The 14,220-nt window shown below is 57.2% G+C and carries 14 protein-coding genes and 2 pseudogenes; 5 read left to right on the forward strand and 11 right to left on the reverse strand.

What is annotated here, in order from left to right; translation table 11 throughout:
• Nucleotides 1-113: 113 nt before the first annotated feature.
• A pseudogene (locus ACXAH0_RS21475) lies at nt 114-278 on the forward strand (IS630 family transposase); the annotation flags it as partial.
• Nucleotides 279-426: 148 nt separating this feature from the next.
• Here ACXAH0_RS21475 and ACXAH0_RS21480 read toward each other — a convergent pair.
• Nucleotides 427-1,383, reverse strand: coding sequence for an alpha/beta fold hydrolase (locus ACXAH0_RS21480; protein WP_475194963.1), 957 nt, complete (start codon nt 1,381-1,383; stop codon nt 427-429).
• 104 nt (nt 1,384-1,487) lie between these two features.
• Between ACXAH0_RS21480 and ACXAH0_RS21485 the strand changes: the two genes are divergently transcribed.
• Nucleotides 1,488-2,045, forward strand: coding sequence for a TetR/AcrR family transcriptional regulator (locus tag ACXAH0_RS21485; RefSeq protein WP_475179952.1), 558 nt, complete (start codon nt 1,488-1,490; stop codon nt 2,043-2,045).
• A gap of 110 nt (nt 2,046-2,155) precedes the next feature.
• Here ACXAH0_RS21485 and ACXAH0_RS21490 read toward each other — a convergent pair whose 3' ends face one another.
• The 6 genes and pseudogenes from ACXAH0_RS21490 to ACXAH0_RS21515 form a co-directional block, all read right to left on the reverse strand.
• Nucleotides 2,156-2,623: an alpha/beta fold hydrolase gene (locus ACXAH0_RS21490; protein ID WP_475194966.1), complete on the reverse strand. Its 468-nt coding sequence runs from the start codon at nt 2,621-2,623 to the stop codon at nt 2,156-2,158.
• A gap of 29 nt (nt 2,624-2,652) precedes the next feature.
• Nucleotides 2,653-3,183, reverse strand: a pseudogene (locus ACXAH0_RS21495) (alpha/beta fold hydrolase); the annotation flags it as partial.
• Entirely contained in the window at nt 3,065-3,433 is a 369-nt protein-coding gene (locus ACXAH0_RS21500; RefSeq protein ID WP_475194969.1) for a hypothetical protein, read from the reverse strand. The pseudogene ACXAH0_RS21495 and the gene ACXAH0_RS21500, both read right to left, overlap by 119 nt.
• Nucleotides 3,430-3,801 (reverse strand): hypothetical protein, encoded by a 372-nt coding sequence (locus ACXAH0_RS21505; RefSeq protein WP_475194974.1) that lies wholly within the window; start codon nt 3,799-3,801, stop codon nt 3,430-3,432. Before ACXAH0_RS21505 ends, ACXAH0_RS21500 begins: the two co-directional genes overlap by 4 nt.
• 7 nt (nt 3,802-3,808) lie before the next feature.
• The gene (locus ACXAH0_RS21510; protein ID WP_475194977.1) at nt 3,809-4,354 is read right to left on the reverse strand and encodes a carbonic anhydrase; all 546 of its coding nucleotides are present in this window, start codon (nt 4,352-4,354) and stop codon (nt 3,809-3,811) included.
• A 28-nt stretch (nt 4,355-4,382) separates the two neighbouring features.
• Nucleotides 4,383-5,507: an NmrA family NAD(P)-binding protein gene (locus tag ACXAH0_RS21515; protein WP_475179966.1), complete on the reverse strand. Its 1,125-nt coding sequence runs from the start codon at nt 5,505-5,507 to the stop codon at nt 4,383-4,385.
• Between the two features lie 60 nt (nt 5,508-5,567).
• Between ACXAH0_RS21515 and ACXAH0_RS21520 the strand changes: the two genes are divergently transcribed.
• The gene (locus tag ACXAH0_RS21520; protein ID WP_475179971.1) at nt 5,568-6,137 is read left to right on the forward strand and encodes a TetR/AcrR family transcriptional regulator; all 570 of its coding nucleotides are present in this window, start codon (nt 5,568-5,570) and stop codon (nt 6,135-6,137) included.
• A gap of 572 nt (nt 6,138-6,709) precedes the next feature.
• Here ACXAH0_RS21520 and ACXAH0_RS21525 read toward each other — a convergent pair.
• Complete coding sequence (locus tag ACXAH0_RS21525; RefSeq protein ID WP_475179974.1) at nt 6,710-7,453, reverse strand: SDR family oxidoreductase; 744 nt, start codon at nt 7,451-7,453, stop codon at nt 6,710-6,712.
• A 76-nt stretch (nt 7,454-7,529) separates the two neighbouring features.
• On the opposite strand from ACXAH0_RS21525, the gene ACXAH0_RS21530 reads away from it, so the two are divergent.
• Complete coding sequence (locus ACXAH0_RS21530; protein ID WP_475194982.1) at nt 7,530-8,147, forward strand: TetR/AcrR family transcriptional regulator; 618 nt, start codon at nt 7,530-7,532, stop codon at nt 8,145-8,147.
• A gap of 197 nt (nt 8,148-8,344) precedes the next feature.
• Here the strand turns inward: ACXAH0_RS21530 and ACXAH0_RS21535 are convergent, their stop codons facing one another.
• Nucleotides 8,345-9,883, reverse strand: a complete 1,539-nt coding sequence (locus ACXAH0_RS21535) for an alanine/glycine:cation symporter family protein (protein WP_475195034.1) — start codon at nt 9,881-9,883, stop codon at nt 8,345-8,347.
• 19 nt (nt 9,884-9,902) lie between these two features.
• Complete coding sequence (locus tag ACXAH0_RS21540) at nt 9,903-10,340, reverse strand: universal stress protein (RefSeq protein WP_475179981.1); 438 nt, start codon at nt 10,338-10,340, stop codon at nt 9,903-9,905.
• Nucleotides 10,341-10,524: 184 nt separating this feature from the next.
• Here ACXAH0_RS21540 and ACXAH0_RS21545 point away from each other — a divergent pair, with 184 nt between their 5' ends.
• Nucleotides 10,525-10,989, forward strand: a complete 465-nt coding sequence (locus ACXAH0_RS21545; protein ID WP_475194985.1) for an Lrp/AsnC ligand binding domain-containing protein — start codon at nt 10,525-10,527, stop codon at nt 10,987-10,989.
• Nucleotides 10,990-11,734: 745 nt separating this feature from the next.
• Here the strand turns inward: ACXAH0_RS21545 and gyrB are convergent.
• Nucleotides 11,735-14,188 (reverse strand): DNA topoisomerase (ATP-hydrolyzing) subunit B, encoded by a 2,454-nt coding sequence (gene gyrB / locus ACXAH0_RS21550; RefSeq protein WP_475179987.1) that lies wholly within the window; start codon nt 14,186-14,188, stop codon nt 11,735-11,737.
• Nucleotides 14,189-14,220 lie beyond the last annotated feature (32 nt).

The raw sequence follows: 14,220 nt of genomic DNA on the forward strand, positions 1-14,220 counted from the left end.
AATCCAACATACTCCGACACGGTCACTCTCCTTTTATGCCTCTTGGGGCGTGTGCTACGACCCCGCATCATAGGCTCAGGAGAGTGGCCGCCGGAATGACGCTATGTATAATCCCCATGGGAAACGTCTGGCAATTCCTGCGCGACACCTGGTCGTCCAACCGCATCTTCAAATCCTATGATGAGATCCTCGCGCTCTGCTGCCAAGCCTGGAACCGGCTCATAGTCCAGAGGTGGACCATCATGTCCATCCACTTGCAAAAATGGGCGCATCGGTTCTGTTCAATGCTCGCTGGTAGAAGCGCCTCGTGGCACCTTTCCAGGGATGACGCCGGTATCCGGATGAACGATTGGAGGATTGGCTAGACCGAAAGCTGACCACACAGATCGCTGGTAGACTTGAGGCCGAGCGGCTTTGCAGGGTCCGTTATTGGCTCTTTCTTAGGCGGCTCAGAAACTCCCGCAACAGTCGTCCAGTGTCCTCCGGGCGATCCAACATAGGCAGGTGGCCACATTCGCTCATCCTGTGCAGCGTTGCATAGTTCAGGGCTTTGGCAAGCACAGACGCGCCCGAGACGTGAAAAATCCGGTCCTCCTCGCACCAAATGATCAAAGAGGGCTGCTCGATACGATGTGCCAATTCCTCCAATCCAGGTCCGGCAAAAGCGGCCACGACATCCCAGATTTTCCGGTTGGTTCGGGCGAGTGCAACTTCGTTTTCAGTCCAGTAATGTGCGACCGGGCGCGGAATGAAGGGCTCTTTGGGAAAGAGCCATGCCATTCGTGCGTCGTAGTCTGATCGGGTTGCAACCACCAAAGGCAGCCGACCCGCCGCAATCGCGGTTTCCATATCGCTGGGCACTGGAGACGAGACGCCGGCCGGCCCCCCGACAAACGAAAGCGATTGGACGCGGTAGGGAATTGCGATCGCGAGTTGCGCTGCGATTTGCGCGCCCATGGAGTTTGCAGCGATGTGGAAGTCAGTCACACCAATCCTGTCCAGCGTTTCGAGGACGTTTTCGGTTTGGCGGCCATAGTCGTATTCACTTATGGGCAGACGCTGGTTTTCTCCAAAACCAGGCAGGTCGAGCAGTATGACACGGTAGTCTCCGGAGACCTGGCGCGACATTTCGATCCAATGCTCTTTCAGAGCGAAAATTCCATGGAGAAAAACGATTGTCTGCCCCTCTCCCCCCTCCAGATAGGCGACATCGCCAAATGATGTGGTTACCGATTTGCTTTCCAGCCCAGCGGACCAGCTTAACCCGGCAAGTATCAGTTTTGCCGCGCGTTCGGTCCAGATCTCCGATGCGGCGAAGGCGCCGATTGCAAATGCCAATCCCAACGCCAATCCCAGCGCCAATCCTCGTTTCCAGCGGCGCATCTCAGGTCCCTTTCCGCCTCTAAGATAGACCAATTCGTCTACCATATTGCCACAGGTAGACAGATCAGTATACTTTAAGCAAGCGCCTAAGTTCAGGAATCGGTATGATGCGGGCCCCAAAACGCGAGAAATTGCTGGAAACAGCGGAGGCCATCTTTTCGATGGAAGGATTCAAGGGGGTTTCGATCGATCGCCTGCTTCAGGAAGCGGGCGTCGCAAAAATGACCTTGTATAAAGGGTTTGACAGCAAGAACGCCCTGATCGAGGAAACGCTTCGAAGGCGCGGCGACCGGCTCGCTGTGTATCTGGAACGATACATTGAAAGCGCTGGCAGCGATCCTGAACAGCAGGTTCTCAGCATATTCGACGCGATGCAGGACTGGTCGAAAAGGCCGGACTTCAACGGCTGTTATTTCGTGAACGCACTCACGGAATATGGGAATTCTGACGAAGGTATCGGTGAACTCGCGCGCGCCTATAAGGCCCGATTTCTGGAACGCTTGCGAACTGCATGCACGCGATTGAGCAAGGCGAACCCGGACGAAACAGCGCGCGTGTTGTTTTTGCTGATCGAAGGCGCCACGTTCTCTCATATGTCGCTTAACGATCATGAGAGTTATTCCCGTGCAAAGGCCATTGCCGCTAATTTTTTGCGGTCTTGAGGCTTAAATCACCGAGAACACAGAGAAAGTGGCGTGTGTGCACGGTTAAACTCCTGTTTCACACGACATGGACCCACCTCAAGTGTGTTTGAGTGCCAGTTCGTCCGTTTTCAAACCAAACTTACTGGATCATGCGGTACTGTCGGCTGCTCAAATCGGTGTTCTTGCTGACCCTTGCCATACCACTCCACAATGGCCCTACAGATCTCGTCCGGTGCGTCCTCTTGGATGAAATGGCCCGCCGCCGAAAGCGTAATGTCCCGGTGGTCAGAGAATGCCGCCTGAAACCGTCCGCGCTCATAGTCTTTGAAGGCGAAATCGCTGTCCCCCCATAAGATCAGTGTTGGCGTCTTGGCAATGGCTGGAAGCCGCTCCTCCACCCGGCGCAAGAAAGTACTGGCGGCAGTGAGCTGTTGCGGAAAGATATACGTGGGCCGCCGGTCTACCCGGCGCTTGAACGGTGCGTCATACATGGCGCGGACCTCGGGTTTGAGTGGTTTGACGACACCGATGGTGAAAAACCAGGATAAAACACCGTTGAACAGAAGTGCGGCAAGACGCCCGGGGATACCGCCCATGATGGCAGAAAACGCCCGCGGCCCGAGGCGGGTAAAGGGCCAGGCGAATGTGTGCCGATGATCAGCCTGTCCACCATCCCGGGCCGGGTTTGCGCCAGGTTCAGCCCGATCGGGCCACCCCAATCCTGCATCATGACGCCGATCCCCCGAAGGGAAAGGTGATCGACGAAATCAACGATGATCGCTGCCTGTTCAGCGGCGGTGAAACCGAAACTGGCACCGGCGTGCGACAACCCGAAACCCGGCAGATCCGGGGCGATACAGCGAAATTGGCCCCGCAGCCCCAGGATGATCCTGCGATAGAGAAACGACCAGGCCGGATTTCCGTGCAACAGAAGCAGGAAAGGCCCGCGCCCCTCGTCGACATAATGTATCCGCGTTCCATCGGCGAGCTCTGCCCAATGTGACTCGAACGGATAGAGTTCCGGGTCTGGTACGAAGTCAGGCATGGGTGGTGGTGTCCCTCCGGTTTTCGGTTCGCATGCGCGCAAGCGCGATGACGTGGAAGCCCAGAAAGATCGGAACGAAATAGGCCGGGAACATTGCCAGCGGGTGATCATTGATGATGTTTGGCGCGTCCTGCGCAAAGAGATGCGCAAAGCCTGTGGAGGTAACGATGCCCAACAGCACCGCCATGGCAAAATCTGCAATTCCGATTACATTGGCCCGCACCAGCAATCGGCGCGCATGGGGCGCCCCACTGGCGAGTGCACGACTGGCTTGCCACCCCGCGATCCCTGCCCAAATGTCACCCAGCCCGGCCGGAATAGCAAAGAGCGCCGGGATATCGCCCGCCAGCCAGCCGATCAAAACCCCCCCCCCATCAGCCGGGGGATCTGGAACGCAGCGATGGCGCTGAGTGGGGTGGCGTCGGTCAAACGCCGGCCCAAAGGCGTGAGCCAGGCAAGCGCCCAGATCGCAAACGCCCCGGCAAATAGAAACACCAGGACCACGGGCGGCTCTCCCATATTCGCGGGGACATTGAAAGCCCCCATTCGTGAAAGAGGCATGGCGGCGGCATACCAAAGACCAAACAGCGCCGCGGATACCACGGCGAAGGCCGCGAACTGTGTTGGCCGCAGACCGGCGCGAATGGCCCCGAGACTGCCGGTTGCAACCGCCAGAACCGGCAGTGCCAGTGCAAAGATCTGCACATAAACTTCGTAGAAATCGGTCATTTCTGCCTCAGAGCCGGCCGCGCAGCTCTGCGAGGCTTCGTTCAGGCGCAATCTGCCGGACCGCGCCGCTTTCGACGTCATAAAGCATCGCCGTCACGCGTAACCCACCCGGCAAATTCGGCGCATCGCGCAGCCTTTCCATGTCCGTGCGAAGATCGTTTTCGTGATTGGTGATTGCACTGCCGGACACATCGACATTCGCCCGATCCTGGATCAAAGCGCGAAGCTCCGGGTCGGCAAAGCTCTGCGCACCGCATTTGGTATGCTGCATCAGAACGATCGCAAAGCTGGCCTCGTGTGCACCTGTCATTCTGGCGACCATGAGCGACAGCACTGACAGCTCTTCGAGAAAACCAGGTGTCACACGTCCTCCATTGTTGCGGAACACCACTGCCTCGCCCAGCTCCAGCCCCAAGACATGGGCGGGATCTACACGGGCGTCGATACAGGTCAGGAACAGCGTTCCCAGTTTGGGCAGGGCTGGCATCTCACCTTGTTCGAACTGCGCCGCGAAGGCGCGGTTACGGTCGAGGAAAAGTGAGGTGGTGGTCATGTCGGTCTCCCGGCCGGTTACTTATGGGTCAGGCGGTTTTGGAGGGGCGAGTGGCGCGGATCCGGCCCGGTGCATCCATCAGCATCAACCGCCCGTCGAGCGCGGCCTCTTGCCAGTCAGGATTTTGATGTCCGGCCATTGGATGGGCCAAACGGGCCCTGCCTTCGAATTCTGCGAGGGCCTTGAAGCTTGGAGCTGGTGTCAGAAGCATCCGGACCATGAACCCCATTGCCCCGAACAGGGAGGTATCTGCTACATTCGGCGCCAGTCGGCTGACATTTTCGGCATATCGCTCTGCGGTGCTTTGGAAACTCTCCGCCGGGCTGCCGGTAAGCCGCTCGACATCGTCGGTTGGTGAGCCAATAGCGAACGCGCCTTCGGCGATTTCCTCGGCATAGTGGCGCAGGTTGTAGGTGTCGAAATCAGGGAACCCCATGGCGCGTGCCGCCTTGGAGAACATCCGAAACGAGATCGGCTGATAACGCACCTGACGGTCGAACACCCTTGTCAGTATTTGGGCTACATCGCCCCCGGTCAGCAGCGCCGGGCCGGTGGGCCGCCAGGAGGTGCCGATATGGGGCGCGGGGTTCGCCAGAAGCGCGGCCGCACAGCGGGCAATATCACGTTCGGATACCGGCGCATTCGCGCCATCGCCAAAGGGCAGCGGCAGAACCCCCAGCTTGCGGGTGACGGGCGTGGTCAGCAGATAGGTAAAGGCGAAGATGCCGGGATTGAGGTGGATCACCCCCACATCAGGCATCCATCGGGCGATATTGTTGGCGATCCAGTGTTCGCGCGTCAGCATCGAGGGGTGCGCGGGGCTGGGGTTCCAGCCCGATAATAGCACCAAAGTCTCCAGTTGCGCGTCCTGGGCCGCGAGGCAAACCAACATGGTGTTGTGCAGCAGATGCGGAGCAAAGGGCGGAATGTGAAACGCTCGGCTGACGCCGGTCATTGCCCGGCTCAAGTCGTCGAAATCCAGAAGATTGCCAACAAAGATCTCTGCACCCATCCGTTCCAGAGCTTCGGCACGTGCATCTCGGCGGTGAACCATCGCCCGGACCTCAAACCCGGCGTCGAGAATGAGGCGGACCGCGTCCCGGCCCACTCGTCCCGCAGCGGAAGTGACAAGAATTTTTAAGGTGTCGGTCATGCTACGTCCATTTAGATGATGCTTGTAATCTTATTTTTTAGATGATAGATAAAATCTATTATGTCAACCCCGAAAGCTGAAGCTGCCATGCCCCGTGTCTCCAACATCGAAAAACAGAGGTCTCACCAACGCATTCTGGAGGCCGCAGCCGGGCTGATCCGGGACAAGGGGGTGGAGACCACAAGCGTCGCTGAGGTGATGAAGGCGGCCGGGCTGACCCATGGCGGCTTTTACCGTCACTTTTCCGGCAAGGACGATCTGGTTGCCGATGCCTTCGAGAACGCGGTGAACGTGTCGCTTGCAGAGATGGAGCGTTGCCCCGGCGACGCCGCCCGCACGGCATATATCGACATGTATCTGTCCGGCGAACACGTCGAAAACCGGACTATCGGGTGTCCGATTGCCGCGCTTGGGTCAGAACTCGCGCGCATGGATGGAGCTGTGCGAGAGAACAGCTCAAAAGCGGTCGACCGGGTGGCCGCACTTTTGCAGGAGGATGGCACAGAGCTCTCGGGATATATGCGTTTCTCTCTCCTTCTTGGGGCGGTGACGCTGGCAAGGCTGGCAGACGAGCCGGACCGGTCGCAGTCCATTCTCAGCGCGGCGAAGCAGGCGATTACCAGGCTGTGATCGCGACCGGCGGCGCGTAATCACATTTGATTTGCCCAAGGTCGGCAGAAGACCCGTTTATAGGTTCGGGGCTTGAACGGCTTCGTCATATACACAAAACCGCGCCAGCACCCCGTCCAGCCTGGAATCGGCAAAATTTTGAGCCCGCTAAGGAAGCGCCACTTGATGCGGTGATTGAGATTGCAAGCGGCAATGTGACATTGCAGCATACCCAGTTTGGCGACCTCACCTTGGGCATGATCAGCTGAGTAGGACAGGCTGAGTCGAGAGCCTTCGGAGTTGCAACCCGCTTCGCTCACCAACATGACGCGTTGCCTGTACTGCATGCAAATTCCAGCGGGCCAAAGAGCCGGCGCAACGCAGTCCGGCGGACCGGAGCAGGCCACCGAGGCCGTGTTTGGGGACTGTTCAGCTGCGTCCCAGGTTTTGAACGATAAACCATATCGCCCTGCAACCTGCTCCTTGCCGAACAGTCCCAAAACACGGTCAGATCGGTTCCTATCTAGTGAGGTTGGTATAAGCCGTGATGCAGTCTGGCCGCCGGGGATCAACCGGCGGCCGTTGTCTATCGCTCAGATCTCGGTCCAGCCGCCGTCAACGACCAATTCATGACCTAGAATAAAGGACGCATCACTGGACGCCAGGAAGAGAACAGCCGCAGCGATTTCCTCAGGTTTGCCAAAGCGCTTCATCGGTATCTTGCCCCCGATATCTTTCGCGAACCCCTCGACCGTTTCCTGAGATAAGCCGAGCTTGCCGTAAATAGGAGTTTCAACCGGTCCAGGGCTGACAGCGTTTACTCGAATACCCCGTTCAATCCATTCTCCGGCCAGCACACGCGCAAAGGATCGTACGGCTGCTTTCGAGGCAGCGTAGGCTGACGACCACGCCATGCCCATCTGGTTGTTGACTGAAGTGTTCATAACGACCGACCCACCCTTATTTATCAGAGACAGGAGGTTCTGCGCTGTGAAAAACAGGCCCTTCGCATTGGTATCCATCATCAAGTCATAAAGTTTTTCGTCCGTCTGGTCGGCCGGGGCGAGAAGCGTTGTCCCCGCGTTCAGGAACAGCACATCGATCCGGCCGAGTTCCGCCTCCACCAGTGCAGACAGCGCTTCGACACTCGCCATGTCTGCCGCATCAAGCCTTGCTGTCGCGACTTTAAGGTCCAGTCCGGCTTCCGCAAGACGCCCCGGATCCTGCCCAGTGATCATCACCTCAGCACCGGCCGCCTTGAAAGCGGCAGCTGCGGCCTTACCGATCCCGCTCGTACCGCCGGTTACAAGTACTTTCTTTCCTGTAAAATCGTGCATATTTTGACTCCACTTGATTTAACTACCAATCGGTAGATATATGTGCCAAGCATCGGATTCAAGAGTTTTATACTGAATGGTAGATAATAAATCAGAGGGCAGGAAACGGGGCCGCCCACGAACCTTCGACCCGGATCAAGCGCTTGATGCAGCGGTCGGCATCTTCTGGCGAGCCGGATATGATGGTGCGGATACGGCATCCCTCGCCAATGCCATGGGCCTGACCAAGCCAAGTGTCTATGGTGCATTCGGAGACAAGAGATCTCTTTTTCTGAAGGTCCTCCAACGGTACAGCTCCACGATAGGATCAGAGGCGTTAACAGCGTTCGATGCTGCTTGTGGTATCGAAGATGCTGTAACAGCGTTCTTCTCTACGGTTGCCCAAACCCAGTCCGGACAGAAAGGCGCGCGAGGATGCCTGATCGCCTGCGTCGCGGTGCAATGCGCTGAGACAATGCCCGATGTCCATGCGTTTCTCGCAAATAATCTGCAAGTTGGCGAAGAGCAGATCGCCCGGCGACTTAAGCAAAGCGTCGAAGCGGGTGAGCTGCCGAAGGAATATCCTTTTCAAACCCGGGCACGGTTGACGATTGACCTCATGTTTGCCTCTGCAATCCGTGCGCGAGCTGGCGCTTCGAGGGAGGAAATTGAACGGTTGGCCAAAGAAAACATCAAGCTTGTGCTTGCCAGATAATCTCGTTTCGATTTTGCCGGTAACGGCGATTTGGGTTTAATGCCAAGCTCACCAAATGAAACAACCGAGCATAGATCCGAACCGATGCGCCCGTTTGCTCATGTGGCAAGCGAAGAATTGTGAACACACGCGAACTGAATGCAAGCCGGCGTGCGGATCCAATACGGCTCCGGGGCATAACTGCCCCGGAGACTTGGTTAATGCGCAAACTTCTTGATTGTTCCTGCATTCAGGCGTTCGCTGTACGAATTCAGTTCGTTACGAACAATCTTCATCAGGAAATAGAGTGCGAAGATATTGACTACGGCCATTGCAAAGATAGCGGCATCTGAAAAGTCAATGACCGGACCGAGGTTGGCCGACGCACCTATGACAACAAACACGCAGAACATGACCTTGAAGATCAGTTCCTTCGTCTTGCCCTCGCCAAAAAGATAGGTCCAGCTTTTCAGCCCATAATACGACCAGGAAATCATGGTCGAAAAGGCAAACAGCACCACGGCGACCGCTAGTATGTACGGGAACCAGCTGATCGTTGATCCGAAGGCAGCAGAAGTCAATGCAACGCCGGTGTTGCCGTCAATCGTTGCAATGGTTGATCCGTCCAGAACGAATAAACCGGTCTCCGGGTCCATGATGAGCTGGCCGGAAATCGTGATCACCAACGCAGTCATCGTACAAATGACCACAGTATCGATGAAGGGTTCCAGCAACGACACGAAGCCCTCGGTGATCGGTTCTTTCGTTCGCACGGCCGAGTGGGCAATCGCCGCAGATCCGACACCAGCTTCATTTGAAAAGGCGGCCCGTTTGAAACCTTGGATCAACGCGCCAACCATGCCACCTGCGACACCGAGGCCTGTGAATGCGCCGGCAAAGATCTGGCCAAAAGCCCAGCCGATCTTGTCGTAATGCGTCAGTAGGATGACTACGGCAGCGGCGACATAAAGAACCCCCATGAATGGTACAACTTTTTCCGTGACACGGGCGATTGATTTGATGCCTCCGACAATGACCGCAAAAACGATTGCCGCGAACACAAGCCCGGTGATCCATCCTGGATAGTCACCGAAGATCCCTGCAATCTGTGCATGGGCCTGGTTTGCCTGGAACATGTTGCCGCCGCCAAGCGCGCCCAGAATGCAGAAGACGGAAAACAAGACTGCAAGGACCTTGCCGCCCGGCAGTCCCAGCTCCTTGAACCCCTTGGAAATGTAATACATCGGGCCGCCGGAGACGCTGCCGTCTTCATACTCGTTGCGGTATTTTACACCGAGCGTGCATTCCGTAAATTTGGAGGCCATCCCCAGAAGGCCCGCCAGGATCATCCAAAAGGTTGCGCCCGGGCCACCAATACCAACGGCGACTGCAACGCCCGCGATGTTCCCAAGTCCTACTGTGCCAGAAAGCGCGGTCGCAAGCGCCTGAAAGTGGCTCACTTCGCCCGCGTCCCTAGGATCGGAATAATCTCCCTTCACCAGCTGAATGGCATGCTTGAAGAAGCGGGCCTGTACGAAGCCAAAGTAGAGGGTAAAGACGGTCGCGGCGATTACCAGCCACATGACGATCCAAGGAAAGCTTGTTCCCGGTATCGGTGCAAAAATTGCCGCTACGAACGGCCCTGTCACCGCCGCAAAAACCTGATTGATCTTCTCGTCTATACCAACGGTGCCCTGCGCCAAAGCCGGTTGGGCAAGCGCGGTCATCGCCAGGCCAGTGGCCCAGACCTTAAACATGGTTTTCATGATTTCCCCCTTAGGCCACGACTGTAACCGGCACGTCCGCGTGCATAACTAAGTTCTGTGTTGAACTGCCGAAAATGCGCTTGGCAAAACCGCTTTCCGAGCTGCGAGCAACGATGAGCTGTGACGCGCCCTCTTCAACACTGATCGCATTAAGAGTTTCAGCTACGTCACCATGACGAACGATGCCTTTGGTCTTGAATCCCGCATCCTGCAACTGTGACAGAGCGGGATCGACAATCCGCGAATGCGCGGTTTCCAGTTCTTCTTCGCGCCGTTTATGGCGCAATTCGTTCTCTTCAGCCGTGTGGAAGCTGAAAGGGGACCATTCGATAACGTAAGCCACGATCAATTCGCAACTTTCCGTTCGCCCTGCCAGATCCTTGGCAAATGCGAGCGCTCTGTCTCCGGAACTAGCCCCGTCGACGCCAACAACGATTTTTGTACTCATTCTTTGTTACCCCTAGTCGGTTTGCTTTTTTTGGCAGCAGAGATGTTTTCAGCACTCCCAAGAGCGCATGTACTCCTTCTGCCAGCTCTTAGTATTAGGTAAAATCACTAGTAAGTGGCGCTTTTTTCAGCTACGTTAGCGAGTATTTTCCTTCAAATTAGACAATCTTTAGGAGCTTTCACTAATGGGCAGGAATCTTGATCGCATCGATTTGCGCATTTTGGAGGAGCTTGCATCCAATGGACGTCTACCGATCGTTGAGCTCGCAGCGCGTGTAAATCTTACAAACACACCATGCACGGAACGCGTAAAACGCCTGGAGCGAGAAGGCTTCATTTCCGGCTACAAGGCCAAGTTAGACATGGAGCGTTTGGGCATGGGACATTTGACCCTGGTCCAGGTTGCTCTGTCAGCGACCGGCGACAACAATCTGGATGCCTTCAACCGCTCCGTCCGGGAAATTGCAGAGATCGATTCCTGCATGATGATCGCAGGGTCATTCGACTACCTGCTCATTGTCCGGACCCGTGACATGCGTCACTTCCGCGATGTTCTGGGTGAAAAGATCAATCGTTTGCCAGGTATCCACCAGACAAACTCGTTTTCAGTTATGGAAGTTGTGAAGGAGGAGCATATGTTCAACGCCTAAAACCAAGCGCAGTTGATCATGCCCCCATTTGACCGCATTCAGAGGGACTCCGGACGTTGTCGCACGTCTGGTCCGCGCGCCACACCACAAGTGCGATCCAACGATGTCAGCAGACAAAGAAGATCCGGTCAAATCGTGCAGACTTTTCGCCCGATGCTCTAATATCAACCTCAATAGATAGGAACCGATCTGACCGTGTTTGGGGGCTGTTCGGCAAGGAGCAGGTTGCAGGGCGATATGGTTTATCGTTCAAAACCTGGGACGCAGCTGAACAGTCCTCAAACACGGCCTCGGTGGCCTGCTCCGGCCCGCCGGACTGCGTTGCGCCGCTTGAACGGCCAACCAGGCCGTCCTGCGCAACGCGCCTTGCCGGCCAATCCGCACCAGCGCCATCAGGTGGGTTTCTATCTATTCAGGTTGGTATAACTCCGTGCGACTTCAATAGAGCAAGTTTGACAGACACTAAACGGCCGACTCGAGGACCTGATACGGACATTCGTTGACGAGTATGGCGACGTCCGCAATGGGCCGAAAATGGACCATGCTCAGCGAGAGACGGGCAATGGCAGCAGCCTGATTTTGCGGATCGATTCGAAATCCGACACCCCATATCAGGACAAGGGGCGCGCATGTCCCAACAACTCAGACAGAATGTTGGCTTCCGTCTAAGTTGTTGTCATTTTTGAAGATAGATTGATGCTATCTCGCCGCCTCGCGAAACTTAATGCGCTTCCCTGTAACCGGATCAAATGTCCAGATTGGCCACCGTCAGAGCGTTGTCCTGGATGAATTCCCGGCGCGGGTCGACTTCGTCGCCCATCAGTTTGGTGAAGATGTCGTCGGCATCGTCGGCCTCCTTCACCTTGACCTGCAGCAGGGAGCGGACATTGGGGTCGAGGGTGGTTTCCCACAGCTGTTCCGGGTTCATCTCGCCAAGACCCTTATAGCGCTGCAGGGAAATGCCCTTCTGGCCAAAGGCATAGACCTGTTCCAGCAGGGCGCGGGGGCCGCGGATTTCGCTTGGCACATCCTTGCGCCGCAGGACCGCAGCCTTGCCGTAAATGTCATTCAGGTGGTCCGCATAGGCGGCCAGACGCCGGGCGTCGGCGCTGGCAAGCAGGGCCGGATCAATGGTGGCGGCTTCCTCGACACCGCGGACGGTGCGCCGGAACACCAGGCTGCCATCGTCCCGGGCTTCGCCGGTCCAGCCGCGCTCAAATTCATCGGCCAGAATGTCCATGCGCCGGGCGATATAGGCAGCGGCCTCTTCCGCCTTGGCCGGATCTTCCAGGATCTCCGGTGTCAAGGCTCCCGCAATGGCGGCCTGTTCCACCACATCTCGGTTGTAGCGGGTGTGCAGGCCGTCAAAGATTTCGGAGATCTTGCGGGCAGTTTCCACCACGCCCAGCAGATCCTGGCCCATGCGGACCTCGCCACCGGCCAGTGTCATGGAGGTCTCGTCCAGGCCCTGGGCGATCAGATAGTTCTCAAGCGCCAGCTGGTCTTTGAGATATTGCTCCGACTGGCCCCGCTTCACCTTGTAGAGCGGCGGCTGGGCAATATAGACATAGCCGTTTTCGATCAGCTCCGGCATCTGGCGGAAGAAGAAGGTCAGAAGCAGGGTCCGGATATGGGCGCCGTCCACATCCGCATCGGTCATGATGATGATCTTGTGGTAGCGCAGCTTTTCCAGATTGAACTCTTCCTTGCCGATCCCGGTGCCGAGCGCAGTGATTAGGGTGCCGATCTCGTTGGAGGACAGCATCTTGTCAAACCGGGCGCGTTCCACATTGAGGATCTTGCCGCGCAGGGGCAAAACGGCCTGGTTTTCGCGGTGGCGGCCCTGTTTGGCCGAGCCGCCTGCAGAATCGCCCTCCACCAGGAAGAGTTCGGCCTTGGAAGCGTCCCGCTCCTGGCAGTCGGCGAGTTTGCCAGGCAGGGAGGCCACATCCAGCGCGCCCTTGCGCCGGGTCAGCTCGCGCGCCTTGCGCGCCGCTTCGCGGGCCGAGGCCGCCTCGACCACCTTGGACACAATGGATTTTGCCGGGGCCGGATTTTCCTCCAGCCACTCGCTCAGAATCTGGGAAATGAGGTTCTCCACCACCGGCCGCACTTCGGAGGAGACGAGCTTGTCCTTGGTCTGGGAGGAGAATTTCGGGTCCGGCACCTTGACCGACAGCACGCAGGTCAGACCTTCCCGGCAATCATCGCCGGACAGGGACACCTTTTCCTTTTTCATCAGGCCAGTGGCTTCCGCATAGCCGGTCACCTGACGGGTGAGGGCTGCCCGGAAACCGGCCAGATGGGTGCCGCCATCGCGCTGGGGAATGTTGTTGGTGAAGCACAGCACATGCTCGTGATAGCTGTCATTCCACCACATCGCCGCTTCCACGGTGATGCCGTCCTTTTCCGCCTTCATGTTGATCGGGTCTTCGATCAGTGGATGTTTGGCCCGGTCGAGATACCGCACAAAGGCTTCCAGACCACCTTCATAAAAGAGCTCCTCCACCACCTCTTCCACGCCGCGCTTGTCGGTCAGGATGATGCGGACGCCGGAATTCAGGAAGGCAAGTTCGCGCAGCCTGTGTTCCAGCGTGTTGAAGACAAACTCGGTCTTGCTGAAGGTTTCCGGCGAGGGCTGGAAGGTGACTTCCGTGCCCTTCTTGCCATCGGCCGGGCCGACCACTTCCAGCGCCCCCTGGGCTTCGCCATGGGCAAAGCGCATGAAATGTTCCTGGTCATTGCGCCAGATGCGCAGGTCCAGCCGAGTGGACAGGGCATTCACCACGGAGACGCCCACGCCGTGAAGGCCGCCGGACACCTTGTAGGAATTCTGGTCGAATTTCCCGCCCGCATGGAGCTGGGTCATGATGACCTCAGCCGCAGAAACCCCTTCTTCCGGGTGCAGGTCGGTCGGGATGCCGCGGCCATTGTCGGACACGGTCACCGAGCCGTCGGGATTGAGGGTAACCGTCACATGGTCGGCATGGCCGGCCAGCGCCTCGTCAATGGCGTTGTCGACCACTTCATAGACCATGTGATGCAGGCCGGATCCGTCATCGGTATCCCCGATATACATGCCGGGCCGTTTGCGCACCGCATCGAGCCCCTTGAGCACCTTGATGGAGTCTGCGCCATATTCGGCGCCGGTGTCGGTTTCAGGGGTTTGTGCAGGCTCTGACGAGGACGTGTCGCTCATGCGAATCAATTACCAATCGGTTTGTCTTTTCT

Source organism: Roseibium sp. AWQ4_290 (genome assembly GCF_056160985.1).

What these genes read in the sequence shown, in the direction of transcription:
- ACXAH0_RS21505 (WP_475194974.1), bottom strand. Translation starts at nt 3,801, where the DNA reads ATGACCGATTTCTACGAAGTTTATGTGCAGATCTTTGCACTGGCACTG.
- ACXAH0_RS21515 (WP_475179966.1), bottom strand. Translation starts at nt 5,507, where the DNA reads ATGACCGACACCTTAAAAATTCTTGTCACTTCCGCTGCGGGACGAGTG.
- ACXAH0_RS21530 (WP_475194982.1), top strand. Translation starts at nt 7,530, where the DNA reads ATGGTAGATAATAAATCAGAGGGCAGGAAACGGGGCCGCCCACGAACC.
- ACXAH0_RS21490 (WP_475194966.1), bottom strand. Translation starts at nt 2,623, where the DNA reads ATGGGCGGTATCCCCGGGCGTCTTGCCGCACTTCTGTTCAACGGTGTT.
- ACXAH0_RS21545 (WP_475194985.1), top strand. Translation starts at nt 10,525, where the DNA reads ATGGGCAGGAATCTTGATCGCATCGATTTGCGCATTTTGGAGGAGCTT.
- ACXAH0_RS21525 (WP_475179974.1), bottom strand. Translation starts at nt 7,453, where the DNA reads ATGCACGATTTTACAGGAAAGAAAGTACTTGTAACCGGCGGTACGAGC.
- ACXAH0_RS21540 (WP_475179981.1), bottom strand. Translation starts at nt 10,340, where the DNA reads ATGAGTACAAAAATCGTTGTTGGCGTCGACGGGGCTAGTTCCGGAGAC.
- ACXAH0_RS21520 (WP_475179971.1), top strand. Translation starts at nt 5,568, where the DNA reads ATGTCAACCCCGAAAGCTGAAGCTGCCATGCCCCGTGTCTCCAACATC.
- gyrB (WP_475179987.1), bottom strand. Translation starts at nt 14,188, where the DNA reads ATGAGCGACACGTCCTCGTCAGAGCCTGCACAAACCCCTGAAACCGAC.
- ACXAH0_RS21485 (WP_475179952.1), top strand. Translation starts at nt 1,488, where the DNA reads ATGATGCGGGCCCCAAAACGCGAGAAATTGCTGGAAACAGCGGAGGCC.
- ACXAH0_RS21535 (WP_475195034.1), bottom strand. Translation starts at nt 9,883, where the DNA reads ATGTTTAAGGTCTGGGCCACTGGCCTGGCGATGACCGCGCTTGCCCAA.
- ACXAH0_RS21480 (WP_475194963.1), bottom strand. Translation starts at nt 1,383, where the DNA reads ATGCGCCGCTGGAAACGAGGATTGGCGCTGGGATTGGCGTTGGGATTG.
- ACXAH0_RS21510 (WP_475194977.1), bottom strand. Translation starts at nt 4,354, where the DNA reads ATGACCACCACCTCACTTTTCCTCGACCGTAACCGCGCCTTCGCGGCG.